Source organism: Thermopolyspora flexuosa (assembly GCF_006716785.1).
Classification (GTDB): domain Bacteria; phylum Actinomycetota; class Actinomycetes; order Streptosporangiales; family Streptosporangiaceae; genus Thermopolyspora; species Thermopolyspora flexuosa.
The window spans coordinates 242,512-257,204 of record NZ_VFPQ01000002.1 but is presented as its reverse complement, the minus strand read 5'-3'; the positions used below and the strand labels follow the sequence as shown (position 1 = coordinate 257,204).

Here is a 14,693-nt window from a genome sequence, read left to right as displayed (position 1 = left end):
GAACGCCCGGGCATTGACCGCAGCCCGCGGGTTCGGCGGTGACCTGATCGTTCGTCGACCGCCCGGCCCGGAGCCGGGCCTGGCGGCGTACTCGGCAGGCGGGGCCGGGAGCCGGCCGAGGGTGCCCGCGGCGATGGTGCACGCGGCCGGCACACCTTTCCCGCGGACACGCTCGCCGCAAGGCGTCGTCCCGCGCGCCGGGGAGCCTCAGGCGCTGTGGTCGATCTCGTCGATGATCTCGCCGCCGAGCTCGCGCTTGATGAGCTCGAGGCCCACCAGGCCGTCGCCCTCGGCGTCCAGGTCGTTGTCCGGGTCGACCTCGTCCAGGTCAGAGGTTCCGCGCCGCCCCGGGATCGCGTCCGGCCAGGCGGCGGCACCGCCTCCGCCGGCCGGGCGGGGGCGCGGCTGCGCCGTCGCGGGGCCCGGCGGCGGGCCGGGGGGTTCGGGCTCGTAGTCGTCGATGGGGGCGTCCGGCCAAGACTCGTCGGTGGTGGGAGGGTGCGGCCGGGCCGCGTTCGGGGCGGGCGCGGCGGCCGGCACGGCCGCGCCGTTCCCGGCGGCGGGACCGCCCGCCGCTCCGCCACCGTTCCCGGCCACGGGGCCGGGCGCGGTCGCAGGGCCGGGCGTGCCCGGCGCCGTCGCCCCGGCACCCGGGGCGGTCTGCGGGCCGCCCGCCGTGGCGACGCCCGCGGTGGCCGTGCGGGCGGCCGGGCCCGGGGCCGCAGGGCCGGAGGGGGCCGCCGGTCCGCCGCGGCGTGCCGCGGGCGCACCACCGGCCGGGGCGGGCGCGCCCGTGCCGCCCACCACCGCCTCGACGCGCCACTGGCCGCCCAGCACCTCGCCGAGCGCCGCCGCGACCACCTCGTCCCGCTTGCCGGCGAGGAAGCCCTTCATCGTGCCGGGCCGCTCGAAGCCGAGCGTCACCGTGGTGCCCTCGACCCCGATCACCTGGCCCTCGGTGCTGAGGATGCTCCACGTCACCCGCTGCCGCTGCTTGACCGCCTCCAGCACCCGGGGCCAGGCCTGCTGCACGGCCGCCGCCGCGGGCGAACCCGGCGGCACGGCCGGTGCGGGCCGGGTGGGTGCGGCGGGCGCCGGGGCGGGCTGCTGCGCGGCGCGCGGGGCCCCGGGCCGGACCGGCTCGGGCCAGTCGTCGGCGGGCCGTACCGGGGCGGCGGCACCTCGGGACGAGGCACCGCTCGCGGGCTCGGCGCGCTGCGCCTGCGGCGGTACGGCCGGCGCGGCCGGTGCGGGGCCGCCGGACGGCTGGGCCGGGACGGCGCCCGGGGCCTGGACCGGAGCCTGCACGACCGGCGGGGCCGGGGCGGCAGCGGCGGCGGCCGCGAGGCCGCCGCGCTCCAGGCGCTCCAGGCGGGCGAGGATCGACGCCTCGCCCTCGTCGGCGGCCGGGAGCAGCACGCGGGCGCACATGAGCTCGAGCTGCAGCCGCGGCGAGGCCGCGCCGCGCATCTCGATCAGCCCGGCGTTGAACACCTCGGCGGCCCGGGTGAGCTCGGCCGGGCCCATCGCCGCGGCCTGGGCCTTCAACCGCTCCAACTCGTCCTCGGGCCGGTCGAGCAGCCCCTTCTCGGCCGCGTCCGGCACGTTGGCGAGCACCACCAGGTCGCGGAACCGCTCGAGCAGGTCGGTGGCGAACCGCCGCGGATCGTGCCCGCCCTCGATCACCCGGTGCACGGTCTGGAAGACCGCGGCGCCGTCCCGCCGGGCGAACGCGTCCACGATCTCGTCGAGCAGGTCGGCGTCGGTGTAGCCGAGCAGCGCGATCGCGCGCTGGTAGGTGATGCCCCGCTCGTCGGACCCGGCGAGCAGCTGGTCGAGGATCGACAGCGTGTCGCGCGCCGACCCGCCGCCGGCCCGGATCGCGGGCTGCAGCGCGGCGGGCTCGTACGGCACGCCCTCGGCCTGCAGGATCTCCTCGATGAGCTGCCGCAGCGTGGACGGCGGGAGCAGCCGGAACGGGTAGTGGTGGGTACGCGACTTGATCGTGCCGATGACCTTGTCCGGCTCGGTCGTCGCGAACACGAACTTCAGGTGCGGCGGCGGTTCCTCGACGAGCTTCAGCAGCGCGTTGAACCCTTCCCGGGTCACCATGTGCGCCTCGTCGATGATGTAGATCTTGTAGCGCGCGGAGACCGGGGCGAAGATCGCGCGCTCCCGCAGGTCACGGGCGTCGTCCACGCCGCCGTGCGACGCCGCGTCGATCTCTATGACGTCGAGGTGTCCGGGGCCGGTGGGCGCGAGCGCGACACACGACTCGCATTCGCCACACGGATCGGGAGTGGGCCCCTTCTCGCAGTTGAGCGACCGGGCGAGGATCCGCGCGCTGGAGGTCTTGCCGCATCCGCGCGGCCCGCTGAACAGGTAGGCGTGGTGGATCCGGCCGGTACGCAGCGCCTGCCGCAGCGGCTCGGTGACATGTTCTTGACCCTTGACCTCGGCGAACGTCCCGGGCCGGTACTTGCGGTAGAGCGCAAGACTCATGAGGGGTGTCCCCGTCCGGTGGCTAAGGCTGGGGACCCCCCGCGCACCCGCCAGAGCCTGCTTATCCTTGCTGCCTTCCGGCCCTGGGGAGGTTCACAGGATGACGCCGCACGGGGGGTCGCAGCCCAGTCTAGTCATGTACGGCGGTGCCTGGGCCACTCCTCACTCATCACATTCGCCCCGGCGGTCGCGGCCGCCCGAACCGTCCCGGGCCGGGCGGGAACGCCGGACCCCCGGGACGCGATCTCGGCCGGCCCGTCCCGGCCGTACCCGTCCGCCCCTCCCGGCGGCTCCCGGCGAACCCTCCCAAACCGCCGCGACTGTGATTTACATCACACTCAGTGCCCGATGGAACACGCAGGTCGCAGGTCCGGTCGCGGCTTGGCCGGTGCTCCAACGGCCACGAGACCACAAGGCGGCCGATTCGTGACCAACCACGGCACGGAAAGGTGGTCACCGCACCCGAGAAAGTTAGGTAACCTTCTGGGCGGAGGATTCGCCTAGTTGGCCTAGGGCGCACGCTTGGAAAGCGTGTTGGGGGCAACCCCTCGCGAGTTCGAATCTCGCATCCTCCGCGGTTGAGCAGTACGTCGAGGGCCGTCCACGCAGGGCGGCCCTCGACGCGTTTCCGGCGCCGTCACCGGCGGCGCCCCGGCGTACCGCGGAGCCGTACCGCCCGCGTGCCCCGAACGGCCCGCGTGACCTGCGGCGGCACCGCCCACCGGCCCCGACCTCGACCGGCCCTCGCCGTCCCGTCGCGGCCTCGACCGGCGGCCGTACCGCCGGGACCGCCGCGGTTCGGCCGTGCGGCGGGCGGCCGAATCTCTCCTAAACTACGTAGGGTGATCTTCAAGATGGTCGGCGACGGACGCCCATATCCCGAGCACGGACTCACCAACCGGGACTGGGCGCAGATCCCCCCTCGGCAGGTCCGCCTCGACTCGTTGATCACCACCAAGGCCGTCCTCGACCTTCACTCCCTGCTCGCCAAGGACTCCACGTTCTACGGCGACCTGTTCCCGCACGTCGTCCGGTGGAAGGGTGAGCTCTACCTCGAGGACGGGCTCCACCGGGCGCTGCGCGCCGCCCTGCACCAGCGTTCCGTGCTCCACGCCCGCGTCCTCGAGCTCGACGACACCGGCGAGAACGCCGCCAACGGCAGCGGCGACGGCGGCGAGTGACCCGCCGGCGTCCGTCCGGAACGCGTACGCCGGCCATCGTGCACAGGTTCCTCCGAACATCGGGTAGGCTGCTGCGCGGTGGAGTCGCCTAGCGGCCGAGGGCGCACGCCTCGAAAGCGTGTGATGGGGCAACCCATCCGTGGGTTCAAATCCCACCTCCACCGCCACTCGAAGGCCTCTGAGCCGCCCGCCGGTTCGGAGGCCTTTCGCATGCCCGGCGTCACACGGGACGTCACACGGTACGGCTGGAGCGCGGCCCGCCGAGGCCCCACGAGATGATCTTCTTCGGGGTGATCCTGATGATCTCCCGCGACATGCCCGGCATCGGGGGATCGTGGTCCGTGAGCGCCTCGGCCGTGCCGCGGATCTCCACGCCGCGGACCCGCCACGGATCGACCGAGGCGAGGTCGTCCACGACGAGGGCGACCGCGCTGCCCCGCTGCACGTTCCTGAACTTCTTCGTGGTACCGAGCGCGTACCCGCCGATCGTGATCGTGCCGGACTCGGCGTCGACGAAGAAGCCGACCGGGTTGTTCTGCGGCTGCCCGTCCGGCGCCACCGTCGCCAGCCGGCCGAGCCGCTGCGAACGGAGGTAGTCGAGTTCCGCCTTCGTGAACACCATGCCTCCACCCTGCGACCTCAACCGCGGTCGAGGTCAACCGCGGGCGCCGTGCCGTACCCGCGGGTCAGCGGCGGGCGGCGAAGAAGGCGGACAGGAGGGCGGCGCACTCCTCGGCGAGCACGCCCATGACGACCTCGGGGCGGTGGTAGAGGCGGCGGTCCCGCAGCACGTCCCACAGCGACCCGGCGGCCCCGCCGCGCTCGTCCACGGCGCCGTAGACGACGCGGGAGACGCGGGACTGGACCGCCGCGCCCGCGCACATCGTGCACGGCTCCAGGGTGACGACGAGGGTGCAGCCGTCGAGCCGCCAGGTGCCGCGGGCGGCCGCGGCGGCGCGCAGGGCGAGCACCTCGGCGTGCCCGGTGGGGTCGCCGGAGGCCTCGCGGTCGTTGCCCGCGGCGGCGAGCGTGCGGCCCTCCTCGTCGAGCACGACCGCCCCGACCGGGACCTCGCCGCGGGCCGCGGCCCGCTCCGCCTCGGCGAGGGCGAGCCGCATCGCCTCCTCGTAGCCGGGCGGCGGGGGCGGGACACCGGCCGCGCCGGCCGAGCCGTACCCGGCGCTGGCCTGATCGTCGGCGTGCACGGCGCTCACCGGAGGATCACCGGAGCCGGTCCAGTTCCTCGCCGAAGGCGAGGCGTTCCGCGATGACGCTGAGGATGTCGCCGGGCAGCCCGCCCTCCTCCATGCTCAGCTCCAGCAGCTCGTCGGCGGACACCCCGAGGTCGCTCAACAGCTCGAAGTCGCCCGCGGGCCGCACGCCGAGGCCGTTCGCCTCCGCGTCCGGGGCCGCCCCGGCGAGCTCGCTGAACATCTCGCCGTACCGGTCGCCGCTCGTCTGCACGTCGGAGATGAACGCCCGGGGCTCGCGGTCGCCCTCGAAGCGGACGAGCGCGAACCACTCGTCCTCGACCTCCACGCACAGGATCGCGAGCTCGTCACCGGTGAGGCCGAGCGCCTCCTGCACGAGGTCGGTCACGTCGTCGGGGTACTCCGCGGCGGAGAGGTCGACCTCGGCACCGGTCCAGTGGTCGCCGTTGCGGACGAACGCGGCGGCGAACAGGTTCGGCGGTGCGGTGGACATGGCGCGCTCCCCGCGCTCACCCGAGGGCGGCGTCGACCGCGCGCTCGTACGGCTGGGAGAAGCCCAGGCGCGCCGCGATGCTCGACAGCACCTCGTCGGGGAGCAGCTCGCGGTCCCCGGAGAGCGCGACCAGCTCCATCTCGTCCATGCCGAGGTCCGCGAAGATCGACAGGTCCCCGACCGGCAGCACCATCTGCTTGCCCTCCTGCAGGACCGCCTCGAGCTCCTCCTCGTCGGGAACCGGGATGTCGAGGTACTCCAGGACCTGCTCGGCGAGCGGCCAGTCCCATGCGGCCGTGATGTCGGACAGGAACACGCTCACCCGGTCGCCAAGCACACGCAGCGCCACGAAGAACTCATCCCCAATGTCGACGAGGCCAATCGTGCCGCTGATGCTCGGCTGCTGCCGCAGCGCGTGGATGAGCCGGTCGAGGTTCGAGGTGAGGGCGAACGGGAGCATGTCCGCCTCCCACTGGTCGTCCTCGCGGTAGACCGCGATGGCGAAACTGAGGGCGGCGTCGTCCTCCTCGTCCTCCAGCTCGCGGTCATCGGGGTCGTCCGCGATCCGGAGGCCGTCCCGGTGGTCCGCGTCACTACGGTCCATCATCGTCCACCCCATCGACGCATCGCCCTGTGACCCAATCGTTTCAGACTCACCGTCCTCACGTACGGCGGACAGCCCAAATTGTGATCAAAACCGGCGGTCATTACCCCGCGTTTCCGCTGCTGTAGCGTTGGCTTTCATGGACACCCTCGTCGTAGATCACCCCCTGGTGGCGCACAAGCTCACCACCCTCCGCGACGTGCGCACCGACTCGCCGACCTTCCGCCGCCTCGCCGACGAGCTGGTGACCCTGCTCGCCTACGAGGCGACCCGGGACGTGCGGACGGTCGAGTTCACGGTCCAGACCCCGCTCGCGCCCGCGCACGGCCGTCACCTCGCCCGCCCGGCCCCGCTCGTGGTGCCGATCCTGCGCGCCGGCCTCGGCATGCTCGACGGCATGGTGCGGCTGCTGCCCACCGCGGAGGTCGGCTTCCTCGGCATGGTCCGCGACGAGGGCACGCTCAAGGCGGAGACCTACGCGACCCGGCTGCCCGAGGACCTGTCCGGGCGGCAGTGCTACGTGCTCGACCCGATGCTCGCCACCGGCGGCACCCTCGCCGCCGCGATCGAGCTGCTGTTCGACCGGGGCGCGACCGACGTGACCGCGATCTGCCTGCTCGCCGCGCCCGAGGGCCTCGCCCGGCTGGAGGAGGTGTTCGGCGACAGCGGCAAGCCGATCCGCGTGGTGACCGCCGCCGTCGACGAGCGGCTCAACGAGCAGGGCTTCATCGTGCCCGGCCTCGGCGACGCCGGGGACCGGCTCTACGGCGTGGTCTGACCCCGGCCGCCCCGCCCGCCCCTCCGCTCCCGCTCCGGCCGGCCGCGCCCTCGCCCGCGGCGGCGGCCGGCCGTACCGTCCGCCGCGCTTGGCGGGTTCTTTTCGAGCGGATGGAACGATCCTGCGGGAAACGACACCCATTGTCGGTTACCGTCCGCCATACTGTGGACACATACTGTGATGACACACGACACAGTGACACCACACGGCGACACGACACACTGAGACGACACACTCCGACCGGACGGTGATGTCAGGCGGCGGCACACGCGTTCCCTGACACCCGGCGACGCCGGGCGCGGACGCGGGGGTGAAGGAGCGGTATGGGCCAGATTCCCGGGGCCGGGCCGTACGAGCAGGTCGCGGCGACGCTGCGGGACGAGTTCGCCGCGGTGCATCCGGCGGCGACCGTGATGCGGTGCGTCGACGCGGCGCGGTACGGCGCGCTGGAGGTGGTCGGCCACGCTCACCCCGTGCTCGTCGAGCGCATCGCGCGCAGGCACCTACAGGTGCTCGCCATGGGGGCGACCGGCCGGCGGTGAGTTTCCGGGACTGTGACCCCGGGTACTGCCGAGGCGGGGTGTGCCTGACGGAACGCCGCCCGAACGCGGGCCGTTCCCGCAGGTCACGCACAACCATCCTTGGCGGTCTGGTAAGGGGCGCATGACGAACGCATACTGGGCGCTGTGTCGCGCTTTACCCCGGCTATGGCGCGGGTAATGTAGATCGGTGGGTGTCCAAGGGCGAGAGGGGCGGCAGTGCAAGTAAAGAAGGTGCTCCAGTATACGGGTATCGCCTTTGTGGCGTTCTACCTGTTCACCAGACCCGGTGACGCGGCCAGCGCCGTCAGAGGCGCGCTGGACACCGTGCTTGGGGCGGCCGATTCACTCGCGCAATTCTTCTCGGCATTGACATGAGACTGGTCACCCACGGAGAGTCCACCCCGGCGTCGGTCAGCCGGTACCTCCTCCCCCACGAAACCTCCGTCATCATGGTCCGCCACCACCCGGCGGTGCTGCTGCGCCCGGTGGCGGAGATCTTCGGCGGCCTCATCGTCGCGGGGCTGCTGAGCAAGTGGCTCAACGACCAGGGCCAGGGCAACCTGCTGCTGGTCGTCTGGTGGGCCTGGCTGCTGCTGCTGATCCGCTTCGTGTGGAAGGTGGCGGAGTGGTCGGTCGACTACTTCGTGGTGACCAACCAGCGCATGATCTCCACGCACGGGCTGATCACCCGGCAGGTGAACATGCTGCCGCTCAGCAAGGTCACCGACATGCGCTTCGAGCGGTCCCTGCTCGGTCGCCTGCTCGGGTACGGGTCGTTCATCACCGAATCGGCCGGTCAGGACCAGGCTCTGCGGCAGGTCGATTACCTGCCCTACCCCGAGACGCTGTACCTCGAGGTGTGCCAACTGATTTTCCCCGGCAAAGACGATGACGATTGAGGCCGAATGTCCGGGATTCTCAGGCTTGTGGCCTACTTCGGCCACTCAGATCTTAACTGAGGGTTACCCGATTCGGCCTGTTCGTGCCATCATGGCGACACCATTGACCAATCCCCCGCCGTGAGAGATCAGATGCCGAGTCAGGGATCCATCGGTGACCGCGTCCGCGGTTTACGGCTGAGCAGACGGATGTCCCAGGCCCAGCTGGCCGGGCCCGACCTCTCAGACAGTTATGTCTCGCTCATCGAATCCGGCAAGCGGACGCCGACCCCGGTGGTCGCGCGCCTGCTGGCAGAGCGGCTCGGCTGCACGACCGAGTACCTGCTGCACGGGATAGAGCCGCGTCAGCGCATCGACACCGAGCTGGGGCTGCGCCACGCGGAGCTGGAGCTGTACCACGGCGACCCCGCGGTCGCCGCGGAGCGCTTCGGCGAGATCATCAAGGCCGCCGACGAGGACAACGTCATGCTGGCGGCGCAGGCCCGGCTGGGCCGGGCCCGGGCACTGGAGCGTCAGGGCAAGGTGGGTCGTGCGGTGGAGGCGTACGAACGCCTGCGGAAGGAGGCGGCCGCCCACCCCGAGCGGCTCGCCGACCTCCCGCTCGCCGTGGCGCTGTGCCGCTGCTACCAGCGTGCCGGGGACCTGCTGCGGGCCAAGGACCTGGGGGCGCACGCGCTCGCCCAGGCCGAGAAGCTCTCGCTGGTCCACGGTGACGTGGCCGTCGAGCTCGCCGCCATCCTCGCGGAGACCGAGACCGGTCTGCCGTACGTGGAGCGGGTGCTCGACGCGGTCGGCCTCCCCCACGACGTTGTGGACCGCACCAATGAGATCCGCGCGTTGTGGGACGCGAGCGTCAAGGCCGCGGAGGGCGACGACTCCGCGCTCGCGGTGATCCTCGCCGACGACGCGCTCGCCGCCGGGCGGCCCGGCCGCCTCGCGGTGCGCACGTCCCAGGTCGCCCTGCAGTGGGCGCGGATCGTCACCGCCCGGCCGACCGTGAACGAGGAGTTCGAGCGCGCCGCCGAGCTCGCCGAGCAGGCGACCGACGTCCTCGGGGTCTTCCCCGCCGAGCGCCTCGAGCACGCGCGCGGCCTCACCGTGCTGGCCCACGTGAAGCTGCGGGCCGGCGACCACGCCGCCGCCCACGAGCTCGCCGACCGCACCCTCGAGCGGCTCGGCGACACGCAGGGCGTCATCGCGGCGTCGGCCCACCTCATCTACGCTCACGTCGCGTTGGCACGGTCCGAAGGCGAGGTCGTACCGCTGCTGATGAAGGCGCAGGAGCTGCTCCAGGGCGCCCAGGCGACCAGCGGCCCCGACCGCGAGGCCGCCCGGGTGTGGCGCGAGCTCGGCGACCTGTGGGGTCGGTCCGGCTCGCGGCACGAGCAGTTCAGCGCGTACCGCAGGGCGCTGGAGGCCGTCGGCATCCGGGCGAACATGCCCGGGACCACCACGCCGGCCGTCCTCACCCACTAGGGTTCGACACCCCCTGGGACGGCCGCGTGCACGGCCGTCCCAGGGGCGAGACCGCGTTCACGGCCGCCGCACGCGGCCGGCATGCGAGCGCGCGCCGCTCCGGGGAGGCGGGGTCCCGCAGGGCGGGGACGCGCCCGCGCGTTTCCGTCGGCTTTCCTCGTTTCCCTTGTCTCCCTTGTTTCCGTCGTTTCGCCGTGCTCCGGCGTCGCCGGCGTGCCCGGCCGTACCCGGTGCCGCCCGCCCGGAGACCGGTCGTTCTTCGTCGTATGCCGTGCCGGTGCGGCGCGGGGAATTCCGGATCTCCGCCGTGCGCGTCCGGTCGCGCCGCCGGCGTTAACAGGGGACCCGGCCGCAGGTCGTTACCCGGTGGTCAGGTACGGTCGAAACGGATCCCGCAGGCGCGGGTGGCGTGCCGAAGGATGGAACGGCGGCGCCCTTCCAGCGCGTGTCCGCCGATTCCGGTGCACCGTGCACCTCTGATTTGGAGAAAGTCTCCGGAATAATTAGGGTCGACCAATCATTGGCTCGTAGGATGATTGTGCTCGACCTGTGGAGGAGGGCGGACTGTGAGTCTGCGCACGGCCCAACGGGCCTCGCTCGTCGACCAGGTGATCGATCAGCTCAAGGAGCAGATCGTCTCCGGGGCGTGGCCGCTGCACGGCAAGATTCCCACCGAGACCGTGCTCGCCGAGCAGCTCGGCGTGGGCCGTAACACCGTGCGCGAGGCCGTCCGCGCCCTCACCCACGCGGGGCTGCTCGAGTGCCGCCAGGGCGACGGCACCTACGTGCGCGCCACCAGCGAGCTGTCCGGCGCGATGCTCCGCCGCCTGCGCGCCGCCGAGCACCTGGAGATCTTCGAGGTACGGCGGGCGCTCGAGGTCGAGGCCGCCCGGCTCGCCGCGAGCCGCCGTACCGAGGAGGACATCAAGGCGATCAAGGCCGCGCTCGAGGAGCGGGAGCGGGCCTGGGCCGCGCGCGACTCCGCCGCGTTCGTCGAGACCGACCTCGCCTTCCACATGGCGGTCGCCGCGGCCACGCACAACCGGGTGCTGATCGACATCTACAACGACTTCTCCGCCGCGCTGCGCGCCAACATCACCGCCGCCGGCGTGCCGCTGGAGAAGACCTACATCCCGCACGACGGCATCTACGAGGCGATCGCCGCCGGGGACGCGTCCGCCGCCGAGCGCGCCGGCCTGGAGTGCATGGAGCGCATCCTTGCGTCCCTCACCGAGTCGGCCGAGCTGTCCTGACCCCGGGCGCGGACCCGCACGGCCGCGCCACCCGAGCCCCATCGATCGCGGCGGCACCGGTGCCGACCGTACCGCCCCGCCGCGGCCCGTCCGGGACGGCCAACCGCCGCCCCGTGCCCGCCCTCCCGCCGCGTCCCGCGCACGCGCGCCGTACCGCCGCCGCGCCGGGACGCGTCGTCGTTTCCGCACCGGCCCGCCCGCCGCGGACGCCCGCGCCGGGCACGGTCACGGCACGGCCTTGCTACGACCCCAGGCGCAGGGACATCACCAGGTAGCGGAAGGTCGGGTCGTCGGCGTCGTCGGTGATGAGCGCGGGACGGGTGGGGGTGTCCATGCCGATGCGCACCCGCTCGGTCTCCAGGCCCGACAGACCGTCGAGCAGGAAGTGCGACTGGAAGGCGATCTGGATCCCGTCGCCCTCGAGCTCGGCCGCGACGACCTCCGCGCCCCGGCCGATGTCGCCGCCGCCCGCCTGCACGAGCACCTGGTCGCGGCCGAACGACAGCCGCACCGCCGGGTTCCGGTCGGCCACCAGCGACACCCGCCGGATCGCCTCGACCAGCGGCGCGACCGGGACGGTCGCCCAGATCGCCGGGGTGTTCGCCAGCCGGGACCGGTAGTCGATGAACTGCTCGTCCATGAGCCGCACCGTGGTCCGGCGGCCGACGCTCTCGAACCCGATCACCCCGTCGCCGAGCGCGATCGACACCTCGCCCGCGCGCAGCGTGCGCGCGATGTCCACCAGCACCCGGGCGGACACCATCGCCGCCGCGGTCACGTCCGGCCGCTCGGGGTGCCACAGGAACTCCCGGGCGGCGATCCGGTAGCGGTCGGTGGCCGCCAGCGTCACGTTGTGGCCGGAGATGTCCATGCGGATGCCGGTGAGCATCGGCAGCGTGTCGTCGCGGCTCGCCGAGGGCGCCACCTGCGCGACCGCCGTGGCGAGCAGACCCCCGCCCACCGCGCCGATCCTCGGGGGCATCTCCGGCAGCGCGGGGAACTCGTCGACCGGCATGGTGTGCAGCCCGAACTCCGCGCTGCCGCAGGTGAGGATCGCCTCCGCCCCGTCGGTGACGATCTCGACCGGGTGGTCGGGCAGGCTCTTGGTGATCTCCGCGAGCACCCGCCCGGGGATCAGCGTCCGCCCCGGCTCGGCGACCTGCGCCTCCACCGTGGCCCGGGCCGACACCTCGTAGTCGAACGCGGACAGCGTCAGGTCCTCGCCGTGCGCGTCGAGCAGGATGCCGCCGAGCACCGGAACGGCAGGCCGGCTGGGCAGGATCCGGGCGGTCCACGCGACCGCGTCGGCCAGCACATCACGGTTCACGTGAAGTTTCATCCCGACCGATCCCCTTTCGACTTCGACGTTCTCGCTCGACGGTATGTACGAAAAGGTAGCCGCACGTACCGACAGGAAGGTGCCCTGGCCTCACCTGTGGTGGCCGTCCTGAGGGCCGTTCAGGAGCGCTGCGCGTTGAGGTAGGCGAGTACGGCGAGCACGCGCCGGTTGTCGTCGTCGGAGGGCATGAGGCCGAGCTTGGTGAAGATGTTCGCCACGTGCTTGCCGACCGCGCTCTCGCTCAGGTAGAGCTGCTGGCAGATGGCGGCGTTGGAGCGGCCCTCGGCCATGAGCGCGAGCACCTCGCGCTCGCGCGGGGTGAGCCGGGCGAGCGGCTCGTTGCGGGCGTTGCCGGCGAGCAGCTTGGCGATCACCTCCGGGTCCATCGCGGTGCCGCCCGCGGCGACCCGGCGCAGCGCGTCCACGAACTGCGCCGCATCGAACACCCGGTCCTTGAGCAGGTAGCCGACCCCGCCCGAGCCGTCGGCGAGCAGCTCGCGCGCGTACAGCTGCTCCACGTGCTGGGAGAGCACGCACACCGGCAGCCCCGGAATCCGCCGGCGCGCCTCGAGCGCCGCCTGCAGGCCCTCGTCGGTGAACGTGGGCGGCAGCCGTACGTCCACGATCGAGACGTCCGGGCGCTCCTCGACGAGCGCGCGCAGCAGCTCGGGGCCGGTCTCCACGGCCGCGACCACGGTGAACCCGTGCGCCTGCAGCAGGTGCACCAGGCCCTCCCGCAGCAGGTACAGGTCCTCGGCGAGCACGACTCTCACGGCCACCACCCTAGGAGCACGCGGGGGACGACTTGGACCGCTCGTACTCGGCCGCGAGGTAGCGGCCGTAGACGAGCATGGCCACGCCGAGGTTGATGAACGCGATCGCCGTGATCCAGGAGAGCGGGTCGGGCAGGTAGAGCGCGAGGAACCAGCTCCGCGGCGCGTCGATGACCTTCATGATCAGCGCGACGATGCCCTGCGGGAACAGCGGCAGCCAGGAGAACCCCATGCACAGGCCCATCAGCACGACCTTGCGGCGCGGCATCGTGGCCTTGGGGCGTTCGCCCGCCGGCAGCACCCGGGGGATCTCGATGACGGCGACCGTGGGGCCGCCGGGCGGGCTGTGCACGGCGAGCACCCCGTCGAACGCGGCGATCCGGCGCTCCAGCCCGCGCAGGCCGCTGCCGCGCGCCGGGTCCGCGCCGCCGACGCCGTCGTCGGTGACCGTGATGCGCAGGTCGCCGCCGCGCCGGCCGATGTCGATCGTCACCTCGCGGGCGCCCGAGTGCCGGGCCGCGTTGGTGAGCAGCTCGCTCACCGCGAAGTAGGCGGCCGCCTCCACCGGCGGGGGCGGGCGGTCGGGCAGGTCCACCTCGACGGTGACCTTGAGCGGGCAGTCGAGGGCGAGCGCGCGCACCGCGTCGCCGAGGCCGCGCTCGGCGAGCACCGGCGGGTAGATGCCGCGCACCAGCCGCCGCAGCTCGGCGAGCACGTCCGCGGACGCCTCCCGGGTCTTGGCGATGAGCGCCTTCGCCGCGGCCGGGTCGGTGTCCACGAGCCGCTCGGCGGCGCCGAGCGTCATGCCCATCGCCACCAGCCGGGCCTGTGCCCCGTCGTGCAGGTCGCGCTCGATCCGGCGCAGCTCGGCGGCCTGGGCGTCCACCGCCTCGGTGCGGGTGCGGGCGAGGTGGCTGACCTGGCGGGCGAGCCGGGCCCGCTCGGTGGGGCCGAGCAGCGCGCGGGTCCACAGCCCGTACAGGCGGGGCACGTACGGCGCGGCGACCAGGCCGGCGGCGGCGAACACGGGGCCGGCGAGCGGGACGGGCCAGGCGCCGGTGACGGCCAGGTGGGCGCCGTACCCGATCAGCAGCAGCGGGAGCACGGCGATCAGGGCGCCGGTGATCGGGTGGAGCACCAGCCAGACGAGGTCCCGCCAGGTGGCCGGGTCCTTGGTCAGCCAGTTGAGGCGGCGGCTCCAGGCCGGGAACCGGGGCGACCGGTAGAGGGTGCGGCCCTCCCGGTACCAGCCGTCGGGCTGCGGGACCGGCGGCGGGGGCGGCGGCTGGTAGGGGTCCTCGATGCGCACCCCCGACCAGGCCTCGGCGCGGCGGCGGGCGATCGCGAGCCACCGGCGGGAGAGCAGGATCGCCGGGGGGAAGAGGAAGACCAGGCCGAAGCCGTAGGTGAGCACCACGGCGAGCATGACGACCGCGGTGATCGGCAGTTGCACGATCCCGAGGGCGAACATGGCCAGGCCGTTCCCGATCGCGGAGACCACCTTGCCGCACCAGCGGGCGAGGCGCACGGCCGGCCGGTTCGCAAGGTTCTGTCCCGACCGCGGGGTGCTCGCCTTTTCGTCCATGCCTTCAGTCTGCGGGCCGCGGGACGGTGCGTCACTGCAGCTGGGTGCCCGGAGGGG

General features: G+C 73.1%; 15 protein-coding genes, 2 tRNA genes and 1 other RNA gene. 9 read left to right on the top strand and 9 right to left on the bottom strand.

Annotated features, from left to right (window positions below; translation table 11 throughout):
- Positions 1–207 precede the first annotated feature (207 nt).
- Both FHX40_RS23615 and ffs read right to left on the bottom strand, forming a co-directional pair.
- Entirely contained in the window at positions 208–2,502 is a 2,295-nt protein-coding gene (locus FHX40_RS23615) for a DNA polymerase III subunit gamma and tau (RefSeq protein WP_142262162.1), read from the bottom strand.
- Positions 2,503–2,529: 27 nt separating this feature from the next.
- Positions 2,530–2,625, bottom strand: an RNA gene (gene ffs / locus FHX40_RS23610) — signal recognition particle sRNA small type.
- Positions 2,626–2,991: 366 nt separating this feature from the next.
- Here ffs and FHX40_RS23605 point away from each other — a divergent pair.
- From FHX40_RS23605 to FHX40_RS23595, 3 genes are all read left to right on the top strand, one after another.
- Positions 2,992–3,077 (top strand) — tRNA-Ser (locus FHX40_RS23605).
- Between the two features lie 267 nt (positions 3,078–3,344).
- Complete coding sequence (locus FHX40_RS23600) at positions 3,345–3,683, top strand: type II toxin-antitoxin system VapB family antitoxin (RefSeq protein ID WP_142262161.1); 339 nt, start codon at positions 3,345–3,347, stop codon at positions 3,681–3,683.
- A gap of 77 nt (positions 3,684–3,760) precedes the next feature.
- Positions 3,761–3,850: transfer RNA gene (locus FHX40_RS23595), tRNA-Ser, on the top strand.
- Between the two features lie 65 nt (positions 3,851–3,915).
- Here FHX40_RS23595 and FHX40_RS23590 read toward each other — a convergent pair.
- The 4 genes from FHX40_RS23590 to FHX40_RS23575 form a co-directional block, all read right to left on the bottom strand.
- Positions 3,916–4,305: a PPOX class F420-dependent oxidoreductase gene (locus tag FHX40_RS23590; RefSeq protein WP_142262160.1), complete on the bottom strand. Its 390-nt coding sequence runs from the start codon at positions 4,303–4,305 to the stop codon at positions 3,916–3,918.
- Positions 4,306–4,369: 64 nt separating this feature from the next.
- Positions 4,370–4,801 carry a tRNA adenosine(34) deaminase TadA gene (gene tadA / locus FHX40_RS23585; protein ID WP_142262364.1) on the bottom strand — a complete coding sequence of 144 codons (432 nt, stop codon included), beginning with the start codon at positions 4,799–4,801 and terminating at the stop codon, positions 4,370–4,372.
- 103 nt (positions 4,802–4,904) lie between these two features.
- Complete coding sequence (locus FHX40_RS23580) at positions 4,905–5,387, bottom strand: tRNA adenosine deaminase-associated protein (RefSeq protein ID WP_142262159.1); 483 nt, start codon at positions 5,385–5,387, stop codon at positions 4,905–4,907.
- A gap of 16 nt (positions 5,388–5,403) precedes the next feature.
- Positions 5,404–5,925, bottom strand: a complete 522-nt coding sequence (locus tag FHX40_RS23575; protein ID WP_373286886.1) for a tRNA adenosine deaminase-associated protein — start codon at positions 5,923–5,925, stop codon at positions 5,404–5,406.
- Between the two features lie 205 nt (positions 5,926–6,130).
- On the opposite strand from FHX40_RS23575, the gene upp reads away from it, so the two are divergent.
- The 6 genes from upp to FHX40_RS23550 all read left to right on the top strand — a co-directional run bounded on the left by upp (position 6,131) and on the right by FHX40_RS23550 (position 10,939).
- Positions 6,131–6,769, top strand: coding sequence for a uracil phosphoribosyltransferase (upp, locus tag FHX40_RS23570; protein ID WP_142262157.1), 639 nt, complete (start codon positions 6,131–6,133; stop codon positions 6,767–6,769).
- 323 nt (positions 6,770–7,092) lie between these two features.
- Entirely contained in the window at positions 7,093–7,311 is a 219-nt protein-coding gene (locus FHX40_RS23565; protein WP_142262156.1) for a hypothetical protein, read from the top strand.
- 216 nt (positions 7,312–7,527) lie between these two features.
- On the top strand, positions 7,528–7,686 hold the full coding sequence (locus FHX40_RS25310) for a hypothetical protein (protein WP_170198977.1): 159 nt from the start codon (positions 7,528–7,530) through the stop codon (positions 7,684–7,686).
- Positions 7,683–8,210 carry a PH domain-containing protein gene (locus FHX40_RS23560; RefSeq protein ID WP_142262155.1) on the top strand — a complete coding sequence of 176 codons (528 nt, stop codon included), beginning with the start codon at positions 7,683–7,685 and terminating at the stop codon, positions 8,208–8,210. The genes FHX40_RS25310 and FHX40_RS23560 overlap by 4 nt, the downstream gene beginning before the upstream one ends.
- A gap of 132 nt (positions 8,211–8,342) precedes the next feature.
- On the top strand, positions 8,343–9,686 hold the full coding sequence (locus FHX40_RS23555) for a helix-turn-helix domain-containing protein (RefSeq protein WP_142262154.1): 1,344 nt from the start codon (positions 8,343–8,345) through the stop codon (positions 9,684–9,686).
- A 566-nt stretch (positions 9,687–10,252) separates the two neighbouring features.
- Positions 10,253–10,939: a FadR/GntR family transcriptional regulator gene (locus FHX40_RS23550; RefSeq protein WP_142262153.1), complete on the top strand. Its 687-nt coding sequence runs from the start codon at positions 10,253–10,255 to the stop codon at positions 10,937–10,939.
- A gap of 241 nt (positions 10,940–11,180) precedes the next feature.
- Here the strand turns inward: FHX40_RS23550 and dnaN are convergent, their stop codons facing one another.
- From dnaN to FHX40_RS23535, 3 genes are all read right to left on the bottom strand, one after another.
- Entirely contained in the window at positions 11,181–12,278 is a 1,098-nt protein-coding gene (dnaN, locus tag FHX40_RS23545) for a DNA polymerase III subunit beta (protein WP_142262152.1), read from the bottom strand.
- Positions 12,279–12,397: 119 nt separating this feature from the next.
- Positions 12,398–13,051, bottom strand: a complete 654-nt coding sequence (locus FHX40_RS23540) for a response regulator transcription factor (protein WP_142262151.1) — start codon at positions 13,049–13,051, stop codon at positions 12,398–12,400.
- A gap of 10 nt (positions 13,052–13,061) precedes the next feature.
- A complete protein-coding gene (locus tag FHX40_RS23535; protein ID WP_142262150.1) occupies positions 13,062–14,636 on the bottom strand; it encodes a sensor histidine kinase in 1,575 nt (524 codons plus the stop codon).
- Positions 14,637–14,693: the final 57 nt, after the last annotated feature.